The sequence below is a fragment of the Nocardia sp. IBHARD005 genome (assembly GCF_052814245.1).
The window spans coordinates 1,500,289-1,520,937 of record NZ_CP199935.1; the positions used below are offsets into that span (position 1 = coordinate 1,500,289).

The 20,649-nt window shown below is 68.1% G+C and carries 22 protein-coding genes; 13 read left to right on the top strand and 9 right to left on the bottom strand.

Translation table 11 applies throughout. The annotated features are described in order from the left end of the window. Positions 1-346: 346 nt before the first annotated feature. Entirely contained in the window at positions 347-667 is a 321-nt protein-coding gene (locus tag ACTWPB_RS06900; protein WP_446224850.1) for an AzlD domain-containing protein, read from the bottom strand. Positions 668-728: 61 nt separating this feature from the next. Beyond that, positions 729-1,421 carry an AzlC family ABC transporter permease gene (locus ACTWPB_RS06905; RefSeq protein ID WP_446224851.1) on the bottom strand — a complete coding sequence of 231 codons (693 nt, stop codon included), beginning with the start codon at positions 1,419-1,421 and terminating at the stop codon, positions 729-731. A gap of 67 nt (positions 1,422-1,488) precedes the next feature. Here ACTWPB_RS06905 and ACTWPB_RS06910 point away from each other — a divergent pair, with 67 nt between their 5' ends. Further along, a complete protein-coding gene (locus ACTWPB_RS06910; protein ID WP_446224852.1) occupies positions 1,489-2,058 on the top strand; it encodes a helix-turn-helix domain-containing protein in 570 nt (189 codons plus the stop codon). 18 nt (positions 2,059-2,076) lie between these two features. Here the strand turns inward: ACTWPB_RS06910 and ACTWPB_RS06915 are convergent, their stop codons facing one another. Continuing rightward, on the bottom strand, positions 2,077-2,790 hold the full coding sequence (locus ACTWPB_RS06915) for an HNH endonuclease (protein ID WP_446224853.1): 714 nt from the start codon (positions 2,788-2,790) through the stop codon (positions 2,077-2,079). 164 nt (positions 2,791-2,954) lie between these two features. Between ACTWPB_RS06915 and ACTWPB_RS06920 the strand changes: the two genes are divergently transcribed. The 6 genes from ACTWPB_RS06920 (at position 2,955) to ACTWPB_RS06945 (ending at position 8,280) form a co-directional block, all read left to right on the top strand. Further along, complete coding sequence (locus ACTWPB_RS06920) at positions 2,955-3,368, top strand: globin (protein ID WP_446224854.1); 414 nt, start codon at positions 2,955-2,957, stop codon at positions 3,366-3,368. A gap of 394 nt (positions 3,369-3,762) precedes the next feature. After that, the gene (locus ACTWPB_RS06925) at positions 3,763-5,364 is read left to right on the top strand and encodes a glycoside hydrolase family 13 protein (protein ID WP_446224855.1); all 1,602 of its coding nucleotides are present in this window, start codon (positions 3,763-3,765) and stop codon (positions 5,362-5,364) included. A 75-nt stretch (positions 5,365-5,439) separates the two neighbouring features. Next, positions 5,440-5,715, top strand: a complete 276-nt coding sequence (gene ctaJ / locus ACTWPB_RS06930; RefSeq protein ID WP_378918236.1) for an aa3-type cytochrome oxidase subunit CtaJ — start codon at positions 5,440-5,442, stop codon at positions 5,713-5,715. After that, positions 5,702-6,166 (top strand): DUF5130 domain-containing protein, encoded by a 465-nt coding sequence (locus ACTWPB_RS06935; RefSeq protein WP_446224856.1) that lies wholly within the window; start codon positions 5,702-5,704, stop codon positions 6,164-6,166. Before ctaJ ends, ACTWPB_RS06935 begins: the two co-directional genes overlap by 14 nt. 240 nt (positions 6,167-6,406) lie before the next feature. Continuing rightward, the gene (locus ACTWPB_RS06940) at positions 6,407-7,606 is read left to right on the top strand and encodes an alpha/beta hydrolase family protein (protein ID WP_446224857.1); all 1,200 of its coding nucleotides are present in this window, start codon (positions 6,407-6,409) and stop codon (positions 7,604-7,606) included. Between the two features lie 272 nt (positions 7,607-7,878). Continuing rightward, a complete protein-coding gene (locus ACTWPB_RS06945) occupies positions 7,879-8,280 on the top strand; it encodes a helix-turn-helix domain-containing protein (protein WP_446224858.1) in 402 nt (133 codons plus the stop codon). 106 nt (positions 8,281-8,386) lie between these two features. Here the strand turns inward: ACTWPB_RS06945 and ACTWPB_RS06950 are convergent, their stop codons facing one another. Next, positions 8,387-9,001, bottom strand: a complete 615-nt coding sequence (locus ACTWPB_RS06950) for a TetR/AcrR family transcriptional regulator (protein WP_446224859.1) — start codon at positions 8,999-9,001, stop codon at positions 8,387-8,389. A gap of 60 nt (positions 9,002-9,061) precedes the next feature. On the opposite strand from ACTWPB_RS06950, the gene ACTWPB_RS06955 reads away from it, so the two are divergent. The 3 genes from ACTWPB_RS06955 to ACTWPB_RS06965 all read left to right on the top strand — a co-directional run bounded on the left by ACTWPB_RS06955 (position 9,062) and on the right by ACTWPB_RS06965 (position 12,618). Further along, the gene (locus ACTWPB_RS06955) at positions 9,062-10,057 is read left to right on the top strand and encodes a patatin-like phospholipase family protein (protein WP_446224860.1); all 996 of its coding nucleotides are present in this window, start codon (positions 9,062-9,064) and stop codon (positions 10,055-10,057) included. 190 nt (positions 10,058-10,247) lie between these two features. Beyond that, positions 10,248-11,720, top strand: a complete 1,473-nt coding sequence (locus tag ACTWPB_RS06960) for a flavin-containing monooxygenase (RefSeq protein ID WP_446224861.1) — start codon at positions 10,248-10,250, stop codon at positions 11,718-11,720. A 64-nt stretch (positions 11,721-11,784) separates the two neighbouring features. Then, positions 11,785-12,618, top strand: a complete 834-nt coding sequence (locus ACTWPB_RS06965) for an SDR family oxidoreductase (RefSeq protein WP_446224862.1) — start codon at positions 11,785-11,787, stop codon at positions 12,616-12,618. A 128-nt stretch (positions 12,619-12,746) separates the two neighbouring features. On the opposite strand, the gene ACTWPB_RS06970 is transcribed toward ACTWPB_RS06965, so the two are convergent. The 3 genes from ACTWPB_RS06970 to pepN form a co-directional block, all read right to left on the bottom strand. Continuing rightward, positions 12,747-13,337, bottom strand: coding sequence for a ClpP family protease (locus tag ACTWPB_RS06970; protein WP_446224863.1), 591 nt, complete (start codon positions 13,335-13,337; stop codon positions 12,747-12,749). Positions 13,338-13,498: 161 nt separating this feature from the next. Next, a complete protein-coding gene (locus ACTWPB_RS06975; protein ID WP_446224864.1) occupies positions 13,499-14,104 on the bottom strand; it encodes a ClpP family protease in 606 nt (201 codons plus the stop codon). A gap of 170 nt (positions 14,105-14,274) precedes the next feature. Further along, positions 14,275-16,866 carry an aminopeptidase N gene (pepN, locus tag ACTWPB_RS06980; protein ID WP_446224865.1) on the bottom strand — a complete coding sequence of 864 codons (2,592 nt, stop codon included), beginning with the start codon at positions 16,864-16,866 and terminating at the stop codon, positions 14,275-14,277. Between the two features lie 298 nt (positions 16,867-17,164). Between pepN and ACTWPB_RS06985 the strand changes: the two genes are divergently transcribed. After that, positions 17,165-17,992, top strand: coding sequence for a phosphoribosylaminoimidazolesuccinocarboxamide synthase (locus ACTWPB_RS06985; protein WP_446224866.1), 828 nt, complete (start codon positions 17,165-17,167; stop codon positions 17,990-17,992). Positions 17,993-18,162: 170 nt separating this feature from the next. On the opposite strand, the gene ACTWPB_RS06990 is transcribed toward ACTWPB_RS06985, so the two are convergent. Further along, entirely contained in the window at positions 18,163-18,519 is a 357-nt protein-coding gene (locus tag ACTWPB_RS06990; protein ID WP_446224867.1) for a winged helix-turn-helix transcriptional regulator, read from the bottom strand. A 126-nt stretch (positions 18,520-18,645) separates the two neighbouring features. Here ACTWPB_RS06990 and ACTWPB_RS06995 point away from each other — a divergent pair, with 126 nt between their 5' ends. Further along, positions 18,646-19,464, top strand: a complete 819-nt coding sequence (locus ACTWPB_RS06995; protein ID WP_446224868.1) for an NAD(P)-dependent oxidoreductase — start codon at positions 18,646-18,648, stop codon at positions 19,462-19,464. A 39-nt stretch (positions 19,465-19,503) separates the two neighbouring features. Continuing rightward, positions 19,504-19,626 carry a hypothetical protein gene (locus ACTWPB_RS07000; protein WP_446224869.1) on the top strand — a complete coding sequence of 41 codons (123 nt, stop codon included), beginning with the start codon at positions 19,504-19,506 and terminating at the stop codon, positions 19,624-19,626. Between the two features lie 88 nt (positions 19,627-19,714). Here the strand turns inward: ACTWPB_RS07000 and ACTWPB_RS07005 are convergent, their stop codons facing one another. After that, on the bottom strand, positions 19,715-20,590 hold the full coding sequence (locus ACTWPB_RS07005) for an NAD(P)H oxidoreductase (protein ID WP_446224870.1): 876 nt from the start codon (positions 20,588-20,590) through the stop codon (positions 19,715-19,717). Positions 20,591-20,649 lie beyond the last annotated feature (59 nt).

The window sequence follows — 20,649 nt, forward strand, 5'->3', positions numbered from 1 at the left end:
CCGGCCGCGGACCGGCCACTTCGTGGCCGCCGCTCCCCAGGGGTCGCGGGTGCGGGGTTGGGAGTGCGGTCATGGCGGTCTCGGGCGGAACGGTGTGGCTGGGCGTGCGGTAGCCCGGCGGGTTTGGGGTGGGCAGTGTGGCTGGGAGTTCGGGAGGGCTGCGGGGCTGGGGTGGGCGGTGTGGCTGGGAGTTCGGGAGGGCTGCGGGCCTGGGTGGGCGGTGTGGCTGGGAGTTCGGGAGGGCTGCGGGCCTGGGTGGGCGGTGTGGCAGGGGCAGGCGGGGGCGGGGGGCGGTAGGGCTTCGGGTCTGGGGTGAGCGGTGGGGCTGGGAGTGTGGGTGCCGGGGTCAGTGCACGCCGATGAGGCGTAGCAGTGCGGTTGTCGCGGCGGCGGCGAGCACAGCGACGAGCAGGGGAGCGCGCCGCCACGCGAGGACTCCGCCGACGCCGACGCCTGCGGGCAGGGCGATGCCGAGGTGGCCGGAGCCGGTTGGCAGCGTGGCTGTTGCTACCAGTGCGGCGAGCAGGATGAGGGCGGCGGTGTCGAGTAGATGAATTGCCCTGGGGGGCAGCCGCATTCGATGACGCATGGCGGGGCCGGTCCATCGCAGTGCGTATGTTCCCACGGCCAGTGTCAACATGGCGGGCAGTAGGTACGGCGCGTTCATGCCACCGCGCCGATCGCTCGCGCGCGGGGGTGGGGTGGGAAGGTTTCCACTTCGCGGGCACTCATGCTGCCACCGGTTCGTCGGCAGGAGTTGGCGGGCGCAAGGTGAAGATCAGCCCGCCCAGGGCGATCAGTACCGGAAGCCCGGCCGGTACGTAGGGCGCGACCACCACCGCCAACCCCGCACCGACGAGCACCGGCCGCAACGTCGCCCGGTCGCGCAGTGCGGGCAGGATCAACGCCAGCAGGATCACGGGGAACACCGCGTCCAACCCCAGCGCCGACGTATCGGGCACCAGCGAACCCAGCACCGCACCGAGGGTCGCGCCCAGCGGCCAGCAGAGTGCGATGCCGATCCCGCATGCCCAGTACGCAGCGCGTTTTCGTTCCTGATCGCCGGGTGCCGTGGCGAAGGCCACCGTCTCGTCGTTGAGGAAGTGGATGGCGAGTACCCGCTGCCAGCCGCGCCCGAACACCTCGGGCGCCGACAGTCCGTACGGCAGGTGCCGCGCGTTGAGCAGCAGGCCGGCCACCACCGCGGCCAGCGGACTACCGCCGGCCGCGACGATCCCGAAGAACAGCAGCTCCGACCCGCCTGCCAGCACCGTCACCGCCATCACGATCGGCATCCACAGGGGAAACCCGGCCGCGATCGTCGACGCACCGTAGGACATACCGAACAGGCCGACGGCACCGCACGCCGCGGCTACGGCAGCCATGGTTCCCCGGTCGAGTGTTCGCCAAATCGAACGCATGTTGTTTATATTGAACGCATCGGGTGGGTAAAGTCAACGCGGTATCGCCAGCACCCAGGAGGCGTAGATGGACCGGCAGGACCCTGTCGTCGGACCGCCCCAAGCGGTGATCGCCGCGGCGCTGCGCCGCGAGCGCGCCCGCGCCGGCTTGTCGCTGACCGAGGTCGCCAATCGGGCGGGTGTCGCGAAATCCACACTGTCCCAACTGGAATCGGGTACCGGAAATCCCAGCCTGGAAACCCTGTGGGCACTGTGCGTTGCCCTGGAAATGCCGTTCTCCCGGCTGCTCGACCCGCCTCGATCCAACGTTCAGGTGATCCGTGCCGACGAGGGATCGCCGGTCCCGGCAGCCGACGCCGACTACCGGGTGACACTGCTCGCCGCAGGCCAGTCACACACCCGCTGCGACGTCTACCGCATCGCGGCCGAACCGGGCCATATCCGGCGCTCGGAGCCGCATACACCCGGTGTCGTGGAACACGTCGTGCTCGCAGCGGGCCACGCCATGGTGGGTCCAGCCGACGAGCCCGTCGAGATGCGCCCCGGCGACTACATCCGTTACCTGGGTGATCTCCCGCATATCTTCGAAGCGCTCGAACCGGGAACCTGGGCGACGATGGTCATGGAGAGCGCCTGAACGATCGAGCGCGGTGTGTCAGGCGGCTCCTTCGCCGAGGTACTGCAACCAGATCGGATCCAGATCGGCGGTGGTCGACAGCAGCCGCCAGTGCGGGCCTTTGGGGGAGACCAGCGGGTGGCGCAGGTGCCAGCCCAGGTCGGCCAGCATCTTGTCGGCCTTGCGGTGATTGCAGGGGGCGCAGCTGGCGACGCAGTTCTCCCACGAATGCTCGCCGCCGCGACTGCGGGGGATCACGTGGTCGATGGTCTCGGCCTTGCCGCCGCAGTACCCGCATCGGTAGTGGTCGCGATGCATGAGCGCGGCGCGGGTCATCGGCACGCGGGCGCGGTAGGGCACCCGCACATAGGTGCGCAAGCGGATGACGGAGGGAATCGCCACTTGGGCGCCTGCCGAATGCAGGACCGGGCCTTCGGGATCGTCGTGGACGGCGTCTGCTTTGGCACAGATCAGCAGCACGACAGCGCGACGCGCGGACAGCGCGGTGAGCGGCTCGTAGGTGGCGTTGAGGAGGAGGACCCGGCGTTTGCGCCATGCGGCGGCGTCGTGGTCTCCGGCGAGATGCAGTGGCGCGGGGAGATGCGGCAGGTCGTGAAGACCGTGTGCGCCCGGATGGTGATCGGACAAGATGTGCAGCGGAATAGCCCCCGAGCCACGGTTGTGGACGTCGGCGGGCTGGAGTTGTCGGTGCGTGCGCGCCTCGTGTGAACGGGCGCTCGGTCGCTGCTTCATCCTCGTGACCTCAATTTCATGATTGGCAGGATCATGTGGTATCTGGGGCCGATACTGCCCCCAGTTGACCATGGTTCCCGCGGTATTGCACGGCTATTTTTCAAACTTCCGGATGAACTGTGGTTGAAGGGCGGCGCGTTCGTGACCCTGGTGATCGAGGCACAATGGACAGTGTGAGCACCGGTGAGCAGACAACGACCTCCTTCTACGAAGCCGTGGGGGGCGCCGAGACGTTTCGTCGTTTGGTGTCGGTGTTCTATCGCGAGGTCGCGGCCGACGAGATCCTGCGTCCGCTGTACCCGGAGGAGGACCTCGGCCCGGCCGAGCGCCGGTTCCGGATGTTCCTCGAACAGTACTGGGGTGGTCCACGCACCTACTCCGACGAGCGCGGGCACCCGCGCCTGCGCATGCGCCACAACCCGTTCGTGATCGGGCCGCTCGAGCGCGACGCCTGGATGCGGTGCATGCGGATCGCCGTCGGCGAGATCGAACCGTCGATCCTCGACGACGAACACCGCAAGGCGCTGCTGGACTACTTCCAAATGGCCGCAGCCTCCCTACAAAATGCGCCCAGCTGACCGAGGCGTACACCGCATTCCCGCAGCCTCCCTACAAAATGCGCCCAGCTGACCGAGGCGTACACCGCATTCCCGCAGCCTCCCTACAAAATGCGCCCAGCTGACCGAGGCGTACACCGCATTCCCGCAGCCTCCCTACAAAATGCGCCCAGCTGACCGAGGCGTATACCGCATTCCCGCAGCCTCCCTGCAAACCGCCCCATAGACGCCCGCCTGAGCCTACGGGTGCCCGGTGTTCGCTGATGTCCGGCAGATGGCCGCTCTGTTTCACGCTGGCGCCCTCTTTTACCATGGGGTTTCTCTGTGGCGTGGCGAACGCTGGTGATTTGCCGGATTCGCAGAAAGTCTCGGCCCCCCATGAATATTGCGGGCGAACTTTGGCAATATTGCGGGTGTGACACAGACACCTGCCTCGCCGGTGCCGGGGGAAGCAAGCACCGCTCCGTGGTGGAAAACCGCCGTGTTCTATCAGGTCTATCCGCGTTCGTTCGCCGACTCCGATGGTGACGGTGTCGGCGATCTGGGCGGTGTCCGCGAGAAGATGGGGTACCTGGAGCTATTGGGCGTCGACGCGCTGTGGATTTGTCCGGTGATGCGGTCACCGCAGGCCGACGGCGGCTACGACGTGTCCGACCCGCGCGATATCGACCCGCTCTTCGGCGGGCTGGGGGCGTTGGACGAGCTGATCGCCGAGGCACACGACCGCGAGATCAAAGTGACGATGGATCTGGTGCCCAACCACACCAGCGTCGAGCACGCGTGGTTCGCCGAGGCGCTGGAGGCGGCGCCGGGCAGCCCCGAGCGCGCCCGCTACATCTTCCGCGACGGTCGCGGCGAGAACGGCGACGAGCCACCCAACAACTGGCCGAGCATCTTCGGCGGCCCCGCGTGGACCAGGATCACCGAGCCCGACGGCACCCACGGGCAGTGGTACCTGCACATCTTCGCGCCCGAACAACCCGATCTGAACTGGGACAATTCCGAGGTCGCCGACGATTTCGAGAAGACCCTGCGCTTCTGGCTCGACCGTGGCGTCGACGGTTTCCGCCTCGATGTCGCACACGGGATGGCCAAGCCCGAAGGCCTGCCCGATATGGCGAAGGTCGAGACCACGATGCTCGTCCACGACGATGCCGATCCCCGCTTCAACAACCCCGGCGTGCACGCCATCCACCGCCGCATCCGCACAGTGCTCGACGACTACCCGCACGCGGTGTCGATCGGCGAGGTGTGGGTCGACGACAACGTCCGCTTCGGCGAATACGTCCGCCCCGACGAGCTGCACCTGGCCTTCAACTTCCGCCTCGCCGAGACTGCCTTCACCGCGCAGGACGTCCACGACGCGATCGCGCACTCCCTGGAGGCCGTCGCCGACGCGGGCGCCCCACCCACCTGGACGCTGTCCAACCACGACATCGAACGTGAGGTGACCCGCTACGGCGGCGGCAAGACCGGTGTCGCGCGGGCGCGGGCGATGGTCATGGTCGAACTCGCCCTGCCCGGTGCGGTGTTCATCTACAACGGCGCCGAACTGGGCCTGCCCAATGTCGACGACCTGCCCGACGACGTCCTGCAGGACCCGGTGTGGGAGCGCACTGGCCACAAGGAACGCGGTCGCGACGGTTGCCGGGTCCCGATGCCGTGGGAGGGCCCGGCTACGCCGTTCGGTTTCACCGAGGGCACGCCGTGGCTGCCGATCCCCGTCGACTGGGCCGACCGCACCGTCGAAGCGCAACTGGAAACCCTGCACTCGACGCTGTCGCTGTACCGCCTGGCGATCGACCTGCGCGCCACCAGGCCGGAGTTCGCGGGCCAGCGGATCGAGTGGTACGGCAGTCCCGACGGCTGCCTCGCCTTCCGTCGTCCGGGCGGGCTGATCTGCGTGCTCAACGCCTCCGACAGCCCGATCCAGCTGCCGCCGGGGGAGGTGCTGCTGTCGAGCGCACCGGTCGCCGACGATCGGTTGCCCCCGAACGCGGCGGCCTGGTTGGTGTAGCCGCGGCCGGACACGCGGTGCGGCAACCCATGGCCGGAGGATGGTCTACTACACAGCATCGTCTACCGTTGGTGCGTGAGCATTCTCGAGACAGTGCTGATCTTCGTCGGCATCCCGGCCGCGATCTACTTCGCGATCGCGGGTTTGTCCTATCTCGGTAAGCCATTCCCCGGTGAGAAGCCGGCCCACTTCGCACTCGGGCAGAAGTGGACCCACCGGCCGGTGCTGTGGAGTGCTACCGATGAGGTGACCGCCGCGGCGGGGCACCACACCGCCGAGCCGCATGGTCATGCGGCTCTCGAAACCGCGCATGCGGAGCTGATCGGAGGCCGGGCAAGTGGCAAGTTCTAATTGGCCCGCGGTGGTCGAGGCCGACCTGGCGCACGGGTTCGCCCTGACCAGCAGCGGTCGGGTGTCCGGGGTGCACGAGCCAGGCACCGTATTCGACGAGGTGCCGTTCACCGATCACGAGCGCATCTCCCTCGACAACGCGCTCACCGAGGCGACCCGCGCCACCAAGATCCGCTTCAACATCTACCTCGGCGATCTCGGTGCCGATCCGGCGGCCGGTGCCGACGCGATCCTGCCGAACACCCCGGAGTCGGCCGATTCGGTGCTCATCGCCGTGTCCCCGAACCAGGGCGCGATCGAGGTCCGCTCCGGTGCCGACGTGGCCGAGCGCGCCAATGACCGTATCTGCCAGCTCGGCGTCACCGCCGCCCTTGCCTCGTTCCGTCAGGGCAACCTGATCGACGGCCTGATCTCGGCCACCCGCGTGATGGCCGCCGCGATCGGCCGCTAGCTCGTTGGCTTCCGAACGGCGCGTTCACCTCAGGGTGAACGCGCCGTTTCGTGTTCGCGGCGTGTAATACCGGCTCGCCGTCGAGTCCGGGCTCGCCCGGCTGCGAAGCGATTCCGCGCGCCGTGCGCTGAGTCCGGCGGAGGGTTGATATCGGGGGTGCCCAGCCGTGTGGGTGGCATCGAGTAACCTGGTCGGCGGTCTATCGGCCACATCGTCGGCCGTCGCATATCGGGGGGAAACTTGCACGCACGGATCACTCGGGTGCTCGCGGCGGCGTGCCTGGCGCTGACGGCGCCGGCCTGCGCGCAGGACAGCCGGCCGGTCGAATTCGCCGCCGCCGCACCTCTTTCCGCGTTCTACAACCCCAGCGCGGAATCGATTCCGGGGCAGCGTGGTTCGGTGATCCGCGCGCAGCCGCTCACCGGTGCGCAGGTCGTGCCCGGCGCCCGCAACTACCTGACGCTGTACCGGTCGCTGGACGCGCAGGAGAAGCCCGTCGCGGTGTCGGGAACGCTCGCGGTGCCCGAAGGTGTTGCGCCCGCGGGGGGTTGGCCGCTCATTTCCTGGGCGCCGGGTAGCACCGGGGTCGCCGATGTCTGCGCGGCCTCGCGCTCCGAAGGCTCCTCGCCGAGCAGAGACGAACAGGCCCGCTGGGTGGCCAAGGGGTACGCGGTCGCCAGAACCGACTACCAGGGCTTGGGGACGCCGGGCGGTCACGGATACATGATCGGTGAGACCGAACAGCGTGCGATGGCCGATATCGCCACGGCGGCAAGGGAAATCGACAAGTCGGTCGGATCACGCTGGCTGGCGATGGGGCATTCGCAGGGTGGCCACGCGGCCCTGTTCGCCGCCGTCGACGCCAAGGGCTGGACGCCGAATTCGCCGTTGCTCGGCGCCATCGCGCTGGCACCCGCCTCGCATCTGGGCGAACAGGTCCGCATGGCGAAGTGGGCGGCGTCGAATCCGCTGGGCACACTCGGGACGGGCGATGTGTCGGTGTACCTGCCGCTCTTGGTTCGCGGCGCCCAGACGGTGACCGATGTGGACCCCGCCCGATTCCTCACCGGCCGTGCGCAGTCCCTGCTGCCGGTCGCCGACTCCGAATGCACCGGCGGACTACGCGAGGCGGGCAAGTGGGGCGGCCTGTCGGCGAAGGACGTGTTCACCTCCGACGGTGACGTCTCGGGGCTGCTGCGCGTCCTCGACGACAACGACCCGAGCGACTTGCGATTCACCGTCCCGGTGCTCGTCCTCCAGGGGCGTTCGGACCTCACCGTCCCGCTGACGGCGACCGATGCGATGGTCGCCGAACAGCAGGGACGCGGCGAGGCGGTCGACTACCGCAAGTACGACGACGTCGACCACAGCGAGATCGTCTCCGCGTCCTTCGCCGACGCGCTCGGCTGGGCCGACGCCCGCTTCGGCATCACGCGGTGATATTGGAGCGCTGGCGCGCTCGAGGCGGGGCCCTTCGGGCCCGGAGATCTTCCCTCCCTCCGGGGCACTCCTTCGTCGCACCCTCCGGTCAGTCCAGATCAGGGCGGGCCCCGCCCTTGGTAGGGACATACCGGGTTTTACCGGGTCTGGGTGGTGTACGAGCTGTATTTTTGGAGCGCTGGTGCGCTCGAGGCGGGCCTTCGGCCCCCTGTTCGTTACGCCCAGAGCAGAAGAGCCGGGTGTTTCGGTCCCGGCATCCCTACGCTCGGAGTATGGGCGAGCACAACGGGTTGCGGGTGATTCCAGGCGGACGCGGCGAACAGCAGTCGCGGCCGGAACCACTCTGGCGTGAGGCGCTGGGCGAACGCCTGCGCGCGCTACGCCTGGAACAGCGCTCCACCCTCGTCGACACCGCGGGTCGCGCGGGCATCTCGCCGCAGTACCTCTCCGAAGTCGAGCGCGGCCGCAAAGAGCCGTCGAGCGAGATGATCGCAGCCCTGGCCGGCGCCCTCGGCACCTCGCTGGGCGATCTCGTCGCCCAGGTAGCGGACTCCATGCGCAGGCACGCGCTGGTGCCGACGCGTGCGGTGGTGCTGGGCGGACAACGCCAGATCGCCCCCTCCCACTCCGCCCCCCTCGCTCTGGCTCCGAACGCCGTCCTGCTCGCCGCCTGATTCGGTCACCCGCCGAGTCGTCGCGTCGACGTCGGTTTCGAACTGGTGCCTGTCGAGATCAACACGCATTGTCCTCGCGGGCGATGTTTGTGTGATGCCTTGGCGATCAGCCGTCCAGTGTCGCGCTTGTTCGGGCAGCGGCGATCTGGCCGCGGAGTAGATCGACGATCGCGCTGACCGGGAGTTCGGGGTCGATCGCGCGCTGCACGCCGAGGCCGATGCCGAGCGAGAGTAGTTGCAGCGCGGAATCTTCCGCGGAAAGCGGGAGCTCGAGGCCGAGCTGGTCGGCCTGTGTCTGGATGACTGTGGCGAGCATCGTTGTCATGGTGCGCCGGCGCTCGGCGAGTTCGGTGCGGATCTCGGGCATGTGCCGGGTGCTCGTCGCGAACTCGACTTCCAGCGCGGTCCAGCCGACATCACCGATGTTCTCGTCGGCCCATCGTGCGAATCCTTCGATCCGCTCGGCCATGGTGTCGTGCGTGAGCATCGCGTCCACGAGCGACTGGGCGCGCTCCACATGGACCACGTCGAGCACGGCCAGACCCAATTCGTGCTTGGTCGCGAAGTTGGAGTACACCGCGCCCTTGGAGAATCCGGCCTCGGTGGCCACCTTCTCCAGCGGGGTCACGTTGTAGCCCTCGGCCATGAACAGTCGCTTGGCGGTCTCGACCAGCCGTTCACGCGTGAGTGCGTGCGACTCCTTGCGCGTCATCCTGGCCATGTGCAGGAGTTTAGCAAAATGGGCTACCGCTGGAATTCGAATACCGTTAGTATTCGAAATATGACTACACGACGTGGCATAGCGATCGGCTGCGGTGGCCTCCTCGGCTTCGCCTGGACCGCCGTAGCGCTCGACGCGGTCGAACGCGCGTTGAACTGGGACACCCGCACCGCCGATGTCCTGATCGGCACCTCCGCGGGCGCGGAACTCGTGGCGGCGCTCGGCTCCGGGCGCACCCCCGCCGACCTGCTCGCCGCCCTCGACGCGGCGCCGGGCGCCGACCCGATCCTGGCCGGCCATGTCGCCGTCGACCCCGGCAAATTCCCCCCGCTGCCCAGGCTCGGATTCCCCGGCCTCGGCCTGGTCGGCGCCGGTCTGCGCGCTCGTGCGCCCTACACCGCGCTGGCCGGGCTCCTTCCGCGCGGCCGCGGCGACGCCGACTGGTTGCGTTCCTTCGGTCAGGCGCTGGCCGCCCCGAGCGGCTGGGTGAGCCACCCCGCGACCTGGGTGGTCGGCGCCGACGCGGCAACGGGTGCGCGAGTCGCCTTCGGAGCGAGCGGAGCGCGCGATGACATCGCGTCGGCCGGAGCATCGGTCGTGGCCGGTGCGGCGCCGGTCGATCTGGGTGACGCGATCGCCGCGTCCTGGGCCATCCCCGGTTGGTTTCCGCCCGTGCGGATCGACGGGAAGGACTACGTCGACGGTGGTTCGCTGTCGTCGGTGTCGGCCGATCTGCTGGTGCCGCTTGAACTCGACGAGGTGGTGGTCATCGCCCCGATGACCTCCGAGGGCGGCGCGCCGGCCACCGGCCTGAACCGGCTCGAACGTCTGCTGCGCACACAGATGACCCGCGGCCTCGACCGCGAAGTGGCGCTGCTGCGTGCCGCGGGCACCCGCGTGATCCGCGTCGAACCTGGCCCCGACGAGCTTGCCGCCATGGGCCCGAACTTCATGGATTCGGCCCGCCGCCCGGCCACCATCGCCGCTGCCCGCCGCGCAATGGCGACCCGGGTCGCCGATGCGCTGCGCGTCTGCGGACCCGCCCGGCTCGCGTGAATCGCCCTCCTACGCGCGGTGCCTGCCGACATCCAGCGGCCGGCAACCCCGCAGCGAGTTCCCGGCTCGTGGGCGCGCGGGCCGACGCCATCGCGATCGGTGCTCGGTGCTCTCGTGTTCACGCAGTCGGTTCCATCATTGCCCGCGCCGCGCTCGGCGCGCCGCGCGTTTCGTTCGAAGGAGAAGTCATATGAGCCGCCAGCACGAGGTCGTTGTGATCGGAGCGGGTGTTTCCGGCATCTGTGCCGCGATCAAGTTGATCGAGGCCGGGGTCGAGGATGTGGTGATCGTCGAGAAGGCCGACACCTTCGGCGGCACTTGGCGGGCCAACACCTATCCCGGCTGTGCGTGCGATGTTCCGTCCGGCCTGTACTCGTTCTCCTTCGCGCCCAACAGCGAGTGGTCGCGCCTGTTCGCGCCCCAGCCCGAGATCCTCGACTATGTCGACCGGGTGGCGCGCGAGCACGGGCTGGCCGAGCACACCCGGTTCGGGGTGGAGGTGGTCGGTTCGCGGTTCGACGCTGCCGCGCAGCTGTGGCGGTTGGACACGAGCGAGGGTCCGCTGAGCGCCCGCTTCGTCGTGTCGGCCGCGGGTCCGTGGAACGAACCGCGCCTGCCCGAGATTCCGGGCCTGGCCGAATTCCCCGGCGAGGTCTTCCACTCCGCGCGCTGGAACCACGACTACGACCTGCGTGGCAAGCGGGTCGCGGTGGTCGGGTCCGGTGCGTCCGCGGTGCAGTTCGTGCCCGCGATCCAGCCCGATGTCGCCGAGCTACACCTGTTCCAGCGCACCGCGCAGTGGGTGCTGCCGAAACTCGATCACCGCGTGCCCGGTGTCGAGAAGGCGGTGATGCGACGATTCCCGGTCGCGCACAAGGTCTTGCGTGCGATCGAGTACGCGTTGATGGAAGGTCTCGGGGTTGCCTTCCGGCATCCGCGACCGCTGATGCAGGCCGTCCAGACCGTCGGCTCGGCGTATCTGCGCGTCGTGGTGCGTGATCCGGCGGTGCGGGCGAAGCTGACGCCGGATTATCTGCTCGGCTGCAAGCGAATCCTGTTCTCCAACAGCTATCTCCAGTCGCTCACCAAGAACAACGTCGACGTGTACGCCACCGGCGTCGCCGAGTTCCGTGGCAACACCGTGGTCGGCGCCGATGGCACCACGGCCGAAGTCGACGCCGTGATCCTCGGTACCGGCTTCCACATCCTCGACACCCCACTGGCCGACATCGTGCGCGGCGCCGACGGCCGCACGCTGGCCGAGCACTGGAAGGGCTCGCCAGAGGCCTACCTCGGCACCGTCACCACCGGCTTCCCCAACGCGTTCACCGTGCTCGGCCCCAGCCTCGGCACCGGCCACTCTTCGGCGTTCGCCATTCTCGAAGCCCAGGTCGCCTTCCTCGTCTCGGCGATCGCGCGGGCCCGCCGTGAAGGCTGGGCGGCGCTGGACGTGCGTGCCGAGGTGCAGGCGCGCTACGTCGACCAAGTGCAAACCGCGCTGGCGAGCACCGTCTACAACGCGGGTGGTTGCCACAGCTATTACATGGATGCCAACGGCCGCAACAGTTTCAGCTGGCCCTGGTCCACCGGCCAGCTCACCACCCGGGTCAGCGCGTTCGACCCCGCCGACTTCACCATCACCGACGTGACGGTGCCTGCGTGAGCGTTTGCACTACGCGCGCTTCTAGCGCGACCGACAGACCGAGCACCCGACGAGAGGCCACACAATGAGCTACCCACGGATCGATCTCGACGGCGCGACGATCGCGATCACCGGTGCGGCCCGCGGCATCGGGCTGGCCACCGCCAAGGCGTTCGTCGAGGCGGGCGCCTATGTCGCGCTCGGTGACCTCGACGAAGCGCTGGCCGTGCAGGCCGCCGCCGAGATCGGCGACCACGCGATGGGCCACGCGCTCGACGTCACCGACAAGGCTTCTTACGCGGCGTTTCTCGATGCGGCCGTGCAGTGGCACGGCCCGCTCGACGTGCTGGTGAACAATGCCGGCGTGATGCCGAACGGCGCGTTTCTCGAGCAGTCCGACCGCATCGACCAGCTCACCATGGACGTCAACGTCTACGGCGTCATCCACGGCATGCGCCTGGCCCTGCCCGCCATGGTCGAGCGCGGCTACGGCCACGTCGTGAATGTGGCCTCGCTGGCGGGCAAGTTCCCGATCAAGGGACTGGCCGTGTACAACGCCAGCAAGTACGCGGTGGTCGGCCTGACCGCCGCCACCAGGCTGGAAATGGACGGCACCGGAGTCAGTGTGAGCGCGGTCCTGCCGTCGGCGGTGCGCACCGAACTCAGCTCCGGGATCGACTACGGCATCCTGCCCGCCGTCGACCCCGAGGACATCGCCGCCGCCGTGGTCCGCACGGTCAAGACCAGGGCAGCCGAGACCTCGGTGCCCGGGTATGTCGGCGTGATGGCGAACGCGTCCGGACTGGTGCCGGAGCCGGTGATGCGGGCCTTCCGTAAGGTCGCCCACGACGACGCCGCCATCACCCGCGTCGACGACAACGTCCGTCGCGTGTACCTGGACCGCATCGAAAAGCAGTGAGCACCTGGTAATTACGCCTCGGGTGTCCGGTGCTCCCACCGGACCTGCCACGCTGGACTGTCACAGGGCGTCATCGGATTCAGTTGACGGTGACTGGCCGGCGTGGTCGGTGAGGCCTGAGCGGGCGATCACTCGCGCTCGTGTAGTACCTGGTCGACCAGACCGTATTCGAGTGCGGTCTCGGCGGTGAAGACACGGTCCCGGTCGGTGTCGCGGCGCAGGTTTTCCGGCGTCTGGCCGGTGTGCTTGGACAGGATCGCCTCGATCGCGGCGCGCATCCGGACGATCTCGTCGGCCTGCAGGATCAGGTCGGGAATGGTGCCCTGGCCGCGAGTCGCGGGCTGGTGCAACACGATTCGAGTGTGCGGCAGCATCGCGCGGTGGCCGGGCGCGCCGCCGGCGAGTAGCACGGCACCGACGGCGATCGCCTGGCCGACGCAGGTGGTGTGCACCGGCGCCTTGATGAATCGCATGGTGTCGTACACGGCGAGCATGGCGGACAGGTCCCCGCCTTCGCAGTTGATATAGAGGCTGATCGCCTGGCCGGGGCTGTCGGATTCCAGGTGCAGGAGCTGGGCGATGAGCGCGTTGGCGACGCCGGAGTCGATGGGGGTGCCCAGGTAGACGATGCGTTCGCTGAGCAGGTGCGAGTAGATGTCGGTGATCCGCTCACCACCGCCGCGATGCTGGGACACTACGTTGGGGATCGTGTAGGTCATGAGGTCTGGTCCGCCTCTCCGAGTATTTCGGCCTGATTCGTCTGCCGCGAGGGGTCCGTCGGCGGCAGGCGGTTGTGCTGTTGGTCGGGTTTGCTCGTACCCGGCGAGTTACCCATGTACATACGCGGTCAGTGGTCGCCGGCGGTCGTGCGGTAGCCCGGTCACGAGGTGATGCCGATGCGGTGACGGTTCGGAACGACCTGGTCGAACGATTCGACGATGTGGTCGATGAACCCGTACTCGAGTGCCTGGGGTGCGGTGAACCAGCGGTCGTGCAGTGAGTCCTCGTAGATGCGGTCGAAGGGTTGCCCGGTGTCGGCGGCGATGAGACCTAGCACGGTGTCGACGGTGTGGCGCAGATCGTCGGCCTGCACTTCCACCTCCACCGCGCTGCCGCCGATGCCCGCCGATCCCTGATGCATGAGCACGCGGGCGTGCGGCAGCGCGTACCGCCTACCCGGGGTGCCGGAGGAAAGCAGGAATTGTCCTGCGCTACATGCCAATCCGAGCGCAAGGGTGGAGACCTCGCAGGGAACGAGCCGCATCACATCGCGGATCGCCAGCATCGAGGGCACCGAACCGCCGGGGGAGTGGATCCACAGCGAGATCCCGGCCTCTGGGCTCTGGGCGGCGAGGGTGAGCAGTTGGGTGATGAGCAGCGTGCCGTTGTCGTCGTCGAGTGGACCGTCCAGGACGAGGATCCGCCGCCCGAACAGTTGCTCACGGGCCCGCCAGCTGAACATCGGAGTCTTGTCGTCGTGTGCCATAGGTCCACGGTGCCTCGCGCCCGGCATGATCGGCCGCCATTGCTGCCCCCAGCAGATCTGCTCACAGCAGCGAGACGATCTCGTCGGGCGCGGCGAAGGTCGCGTGCTCGGGGATAGGGCAAGGGCCCGGTATCGCGAAATCGCAGTACCGGGCCCTCGGGTCGAGCTACTTACTTGGCGTCGAATTCCCTTGCGCGCAGGGAACGTTCGATCCCGGCCCGGCCTTCCGAGACCAGCCGGTACAGGGCGGGCGGGTGCTCGCCTGCCAGGAACTCGTCTGCCGTGGCGACGGCTTCCTCGCTGATCGCCCAGTGCGGGTACAGGCCGATCACCACGGTCTGCGCGACCTCGCTCGAGCGGCGGTCCCACACCGCGGGGATCTCGGCGAAGTACTTGTCCACGTACGGCGCGAGCACCGCACCCTGACCGGCCGGGGCGAACCCGCCGACGATGGCGCGAGCGGTGATGTTGGGCACCGAGTCGTCGCCCATCACCGTGGTCCAGGCCTGCGCCTTGACCTCGGCGATCGGGCGCGCGGTGGCCGCGGTGGCCGCCTGACGCTTACCCGCCGCGGTCGGGTCGCCCCGCAGTTCGGCGTCGATGGTCGGGGTGTCGATACCGTCGGCGTCGATCCGGCCCGCCGCCGCCAGCGCGGTGACGATGCGCCAGCGCAGGTCGGTGTCGATGGTGAGACCGGCGAGACCGGCTGCCGCGGGATCGGCGGCGAGCAACTGGGCCAGCACCTCGATGTGGCGCGATTCCAGCAACGCGCCGGTCAGCGCGTTGACGAACGCCAGCTGATGGTCCGAACCCGCCTCGGCACCGCGCGCGAGTTCGAGCAGCCGGTCGGCGTATCCCGGCCAGCCCTCCTGCGCGGCCCACACCGGATCGGCGTAGCTCGAGATGGCGGTATTGGCCTGCATGAGCAGCCGCTGCACCACCCCGATCTCGGATTCGGAGCCGATTCCGCGCTGCACGAGCGCGACGAAATCGCGGGCCTTCATCTCGGCCTGACGGGTCATCTCCCAGGCCGCCGACCAGGCCAGCGTGCGCGGCAGCGAGCTGGCGATGTCACCGACACGCTGCACGACCACGTCGAGGGAATCGGGGTCCAGGCGCAGCGAGCAGTAGGTGAGGTCGTCGTCGTTCACCAGCACCAGCGCACCACGCGGCACGCCGGCGAGCTCGGGCACCTCGGTGCGCCCGGCGGCGTCGAGGTCGAGTTCGACGCGCTCGGTGCGCACCAGCTTGCCGTCGACATCGTCGTAGACACCGACCGCGATCCGGTGCACGCGGTACTCGCCCGCACCCGGCGCCGCACCTTCCTGCACGACCGCGAAGCTCGAGAACGTGCCGTCCGGCGCGACGACGAAATCGGGCCGAAGGATATTGAGGCCGGTGGTCTTGAGCCACTGCGCGCCCCAGTCCGACAGATCACGCCCCGACGCCTTCTCCAGCGCCGCGAGCAGATCGTCGAAAGTGGCGTTGCCGTAGGCATGTTCGGCGAAGTAGGCACGCAGACCGGCCAGGAACGGTTGCAGTCCCACATAGGCCACCAACTGCTTGAGCACCGAAGCGCCCTTGGCATAGGTGATTCCGTCGAAGTTGACCTCCACCGCGTGCAGGTCGGGGATATCGGCGGCGATCGGGTGGGTCGAGGGCAGCTGGTCCTGGCGGTAGGCCCAGGACTTCTCCACATTCGCGAAAGTGGTCCAGGCACTGGTGTATTCGGTGGCCTCGGCCTGGCACAGCACCGAGGCGAAGGTCGCGAACGACTCGTTCAGCCACAGGTCGTCCCACCACTTCATGGTGACCAGGTCGCCGAACCACATGTGCGCCATCTCGTGCAGCACGGTCTCGGCGCGACGCTCGTAGGACGCGCGGGTCACCTTGGACCGGAACACGTAGTCCTCGAGGAAGGTGACCGCGCCGGCGTTCTCCATCGCGCCGGCGTTGAACTCGGGCACGAACAGCTGGTCGTACTTGCCGAAGGCATACGGCACGCCGAAGTTGTTGTGGTAGAACTCGAAACCCTGCTTGGTCTCGGTGAACAGCCGCTCGGCGTCCATGTGCTCGGCGAGCGAGGCGCGGCAGTACAGACCCAGCGGGATCTCGCCACTGGCGTCGGTGAACGTGTCGGACCACTTCGCGTACGGGCCCGCGATCATGGCGACCAGATAGGTGCTCATCCGCGGGGTGGTGGCGAAGGTGTGGCGGACGACCGCGCCGACCTTGTGCTGTTCGATATCGGCACCGTTGGAGATGACCACCCAGTCCGCGGGCGCGGTGGCGACGATGTCGAAGGTGGCCTTGAGATCGGGCTGATCGAAGCAGGCGAACATCCGCTTGGCGTCAGCGGTCTCGAACTGCGAGTACAGGTACACCTTGTCGTCGGTCGGATCGACGAACCGGTGCAGACCCTCACCGGTATGGGAGTACTCGCAATCGGCCTCGACGACCAGCTCGTTGTTCTCGGCCAGCCCCGGCAACGCGATTCCGGTCGACTCGTCATAGGCGCTCACATCGAGCGCGACCCCGTTGAGCACCGCCGACCGCACCCGTGACGCCACCAGATCGATGTAGGTGCTCGCACCAGGGGTGGCGGTGAAGCTGACGGTGGTCTTCGACCCGAACGTCTCCGACACCTCCGACCCAGCGCCGCGCGGCTGATCGGTGAGGTCGAGTTCGATCCGGTAGTTCTGCACGGCCACCACGGCCGCGCGTTCGACCGCCTGGTCGCGGGTGAGATTCGGGGCGGACATTGATCTCCTTCGTTCCTCGACGAACACGGCACGGTAGTTCGGCGTCCACAATGCCACTTGCTGTCGGCGCCCGCTGACGAGTTTCCGGGCATGGGGTGGCTGACCCGCCGTCGCGCTTGCAGGCCTGCACCGGTGATGGCACCGGCGAGCGGTCGGATCACGCGGTTCGGCGCGACCGATCCTGCCTGGAATGTGACCGGTCTCGCCAACCGATGACCAGGCCAGATCCCGGCTGCGGGTGGCCGGTAGAGTTCCGGGAAACCCGCAGGTACCGCACCGGAGATTCGGAGGCTCGACGTTGAAGCATGTGCACGCCGGGAAAGTTCGTGACCTCTACGAGGACGGCGACACCCTGCTGCTCGTCGCGTCGGACCGGGTTTCGGTCTACGACGTGGTGCTGCCGACGCCGATTCCGGACAAGGGCGCGCTGCTCACGCAGCTGTCGAACTGGTGGTTCGAGTACTTCACCGGGATCCCGAATCACGTGGTCTCCGCGACCGATGTGCCCGCGGAGTTCGCCGGGCGCGGGATCCGGGTCAAGCCGTTGAAGATGCTGTCGGTCGAGTGCATCGCTCGCGGCTATCTCACCGGGGGTGGGCTCAAGGAATATCAGCAGAGTGGGACCGTGTCGGGGATCGCGTTACCGCCAGGGTTGCGCGACGGCGACAAGCTGCCCGAGCCCATATTCACGCCGTCGACCAAAGCCGCCGAGGGGCACGACGAGGCGATCAGTTTCGCCGACGTGGTGAACCAGGAAGGCCGCGAGGTCGCCGAGAAGCTGCGTGACCTGACACTCGAGATCTACTCGCGCGGTGCCGCGCATGCCGCGAAGGCGGGCGTGATCGTCGCCGATACCAAGGTCGAATTCGGTTGGGACGGTGATGTTCTCACCCTCGGTGACGAGGTGCTGACCTCGGACTCCTCGCGTTTCTGGCCCGCCGACGACTGGGAACCGGGCCGTCCGCAGGCCTCCTTCGACAAGCAGTTCGTGCGCGACTGGTCGACCTCGACCGGCTGGAACAAGGAATACCCCGGCCCCGAGATCCCGGCCGACATCGTCGAAGGAACTCGCCGCAAGTACGAAGAGGCCTACGAGCGCATCACCAGCCAGAAGTGGGCTGGCTAGCCCGCCTCTCCGTGATTTCGGCCGGTCGTAGGAGCGTCGTGCGTCGTGCATCGGGCATGCGGTGAGCGACGCACGGGTTCGAGGTGGCGGGGGAGTTACCCATGTTCTCGCGTGGTCAGTGCACCGGCGCCATTTCCCGTTCGACTTCGTGGACGTAATGGAGTCGCGCGTCAATGCACGGGTGCGTCCACGCCCTTGACTGTGCAGATATGGTCCATGTTCTCGTTGCCCCAGGCGCCGAGCGTGACCAGGGCCGCGTTGAGTGATATCCCTCGGTCGGTGAGTGAGTACTCGACCTTCGGGGGAACCTGTGCGTAGACCTCGCGGCTGATGATGCCGTCGTGTTCGAGTTCGCGTAGCTGCTGGATCAGCATCTTCTCGGTGACGCCGGGGACCAGGCGTTTCAGGTCGCCGAAGCGTTGGGTGCCGGTGGACAGGGCCCACAGGATCAGCGCTTTCCACTTGCCGCCCACGACGTCGAGTGCGGCATCGATACCGCAGGAATACGGACGCTCGCGCTGCTTCACACGTGCCTCACTTACTTTTTAGTAGGTATTGCACCTAATAGTCGGTACTTGTGAAGTTCAGCGTAACCCACGAATCTAGGAGGACGCTGCCGATCGGCATCGAACGCTCTTCGATCAAGGGGAATCATGACCAACACGACAGCAGCACAACGTGTTTCGGTAATCGGGCTCGGTGCGATGGGAACCGCGCTGGCGAAGGCCCTGCTGGCGGGCGGGCACGAGGTGACCGTCTGGAACCGCACCCCGGCGCGCGCCGAAGCGCTGGTGGCCGATGGTGCGAAGGTGGCGGCGAGCTCGGCCGAGGCGATGGCCGCGGCCGATCTGGTGATCCTGTGCGTGCTCGACGACGCGGCGGTGCGCGAACACATCGAGCCCGCCGCCGCCCGGCTGCGGGGGCGCACGGTGGTGAATTTGACGACCACCACGCCCGAGCAGGCCCGATCGCTGGGCGTGTGGGCTGAGACCGAGGGAATCGAATTGGTCGACGGCGGCATCATGGCGGTGCCCGAGATGATCGGCGGACCCGGTGCCTTCGTGCTCTACAGCGGCGCGGCCGTGGCATTCGAGCGCTACCGGTCGGTGCTGGAACTGTTCGGCCGGGCCGAGTTCGTCGGGAACGATCCCGGCGCCGCGGCGATGTACGACGTGTCGATCCTCGGCGGCATGTACGCCATGTTCGCCGCGTTTGCGCAAGGTGGCGCGATGGTCCGCACTACTGGCGGCTCCGCGGCGCAGCTGGCCGCGCTGATGGCGCCGTTCCTGCAGGCCATGGCGACACTGCTCGCCGCGCAGGCGCCCGGCATCGACACTCCCGCCGAGTTCGTCCAGGTCCAAAGTGACGAATTCACCGCCGCCGCCATCGACCTGATCGATACGGCGGCAGTCGAATCCGGCAACCCCACAGAGCTTTACGGAGTGCTGCGCCGCGCACTCACCGGACTCTGACGCAATCGGCGCGGCCGCCGAGCCTCGGGGCGGGGCAGGGTGACGTCAACGTATCCAGCGCTCGCCGATCCCGACTACACCCTGCTCGCCTGCGCGATCGTCACTGAGCGTGGTGTCGAAGATGCCGTCGACGCAGGTTTGGCCGTGGTCGTCGCGGGCTGACGGCGCCGGTGGGCGACGGGATCGGTGCACGACCTGCGACTCTGTTCGGCCGATCGAAGCGGGTGCCCGGTCGGCCGAACCCCTCGGCTCAGGCGGCGACGCGACTCGCGGTGAGCAAGGCGTCGACGAAGCCCTCGGCCTTCGCGTCGAAGGCGGCGTAGTGGGTGGCGCGCGCGTCCCCGCTGATCGCCTCGCCGATCACGAGATTGCCTTCGGCGTCGAGACTTTGGGGCTGTTCCTCGGCATCGGGAAGCAGGCCGACGCGGGAGTCCGCGAACCCGCTGTAGTAGGCCAGGCCCTCGTTGAGCTGGGCCTCCAGCAGTTGCTGCATGCCGGGAATGATCGCGTCATCGGCCGTCGCTCCGGCCAATCCGAGCCACAGGATGCGCTTGCCCGCCAAGCGCGGCGTGCTGCGGCCGTAGGCGAAACCGTAGTTCCAGACGGCATCGATCCAGCCTTTGAGCAGGGCGGGCACACTCTGCCAATAGACCGGGAACACCACCACCACGACATCGGCGGCCAGCATCCGCCGCATGTGCGCCTCGGCGGTGGGGGAGTAGACCTTGTCGCGATTGCCCCACTCGGGCTGGTCGGCCACGGTCATCCGCGGGTCGAAATTCTCGGCCTGCAGATCGAGGAAATCGACGGCGTACCCGGCGGTGGTGAGGCGGCCGGCGGCCCGGTCGGCGACATGGGCGGACAGTGAGTCGGCGCGATGGTGGCCGAGAACCACGAGCGCGGTGGGTGCGGAGCGGTCGCCGGTGGGCACTGCCTCGGTGGGACCCGTGGTGGCGGGCGCGGCGGTGCCGGACGCGAACCGGGTTGCGTCCGGCGTGGAGGTATCGGTGGTGCTCGATCCGGTGGTGGTCAGTTCGGCGGTGGCAGTCGTGGTGGCGGCGGACTGGGTCACGGTGAGCTCCTGTTCGATCGGGTGCGGGCTGGTCGGCCCGGTCCCTAGAGTCAACCGCGGATCGTGTGGACGATCTATGGGTGATCATCTCCAGTCGATAGGAATTCGTCTAC

Coding starts and splice junctions, on each gene's coding strand:
- ACTWPB_RS06900 (WP_446224850.1), bottom strand. CDS start 667: ATGAACGCGCCGTACCTACTGCCCGCCATGTTGACACTGGCCGTGGGA.
- ACTWPB_RS06905 (WP_446224851.1), bottom strand. CDS start 1,421: ATGCGTTCGATTTGGCGAACACTCGACCGGGGAACCATGGCTGCCGTA.
- ACTWPB_RS06910 (WP_446224852.1), top strand. CDS start 1,489: ATGGACCGGCAGGACCCTGTCGTCGGACCGCCCCAAGCGGTGATCGCC.
- ACTWPB_RS06915 (WP_446224853.1), bottom strand. CDS start 2,790: ATGAAGCAGCGACCGAGCGCCCGTTCACACGAGGCGCGCACGCACCGA.
- ACTWPB_RS06920 (WP_446224854.1), top strand. CDS start 2,955: ATGGACAGTGTGAGCACCGGTGAGCAGACAACGACCTCCTTCTACGAA.
- ACTWPB_RS06945 (WP_446224858.1), top strand. CDS start 7,879: ATGGGCGAGCACAACGGGTTGCGGGTGATTCCAGGCGGACGCGGCGAA.
- ACTWPB_RS06950 (WP_446224859.1), bottom strand. CDS start 9,001: ATGGCCAGGATGACGCGCAAGGAGTCGCACGCACTCACGCGTGAACGG.
- ACTWPB_RS06955 (WP_446224860.1), top strand. CDS start 9,062: ATGACTACACGACGTGGCATAGCGATCGGCTGCGGTGGCCTCCTCGGC.
- ACTWPB_RS06960 (WP_446224861.1), top strand. CDS start 10,248: ATGAGCCGCCAGCACGAGGTCGTTGTGATCGGAGCGGGTGTTTCCGGC.
- ACTWPB_RS06965 (WP_446224862.1), top strand. CDS start 11,785: ATGAGCTACCCACGGATCGATCTCGACGGCGCGACGATCGCGATCACC.
- ACTWPB_RS06970 (WP_446224863.1), bottom strand. CDS start 13,337: ATGACCTACACGATCCCCAACGTAGTGTCCCAGCATCGCGGCGGTGGT.
- ACTWPB_RS06975 (WP_446224864.1), bottom strand. CDS start 14,104: ATGGCACACGACGACAAGACTCCGATGTTCAGCTGGCGGGCCCGTGAG.
- pepN (WP_446224865.1), bottom strand. CDS start 16,866: ATGTCCGCCCCGAATCTCACCCGCGACCAGGCGGTCGAACGCGCGGCC.
- ACTWPB_RS06995 (WP_446224868.1), top strand. CDS start 18,646: ATGACCAACACGACAGCAGCACAACGTGTTTCGGTAATCGGGCTCGGT.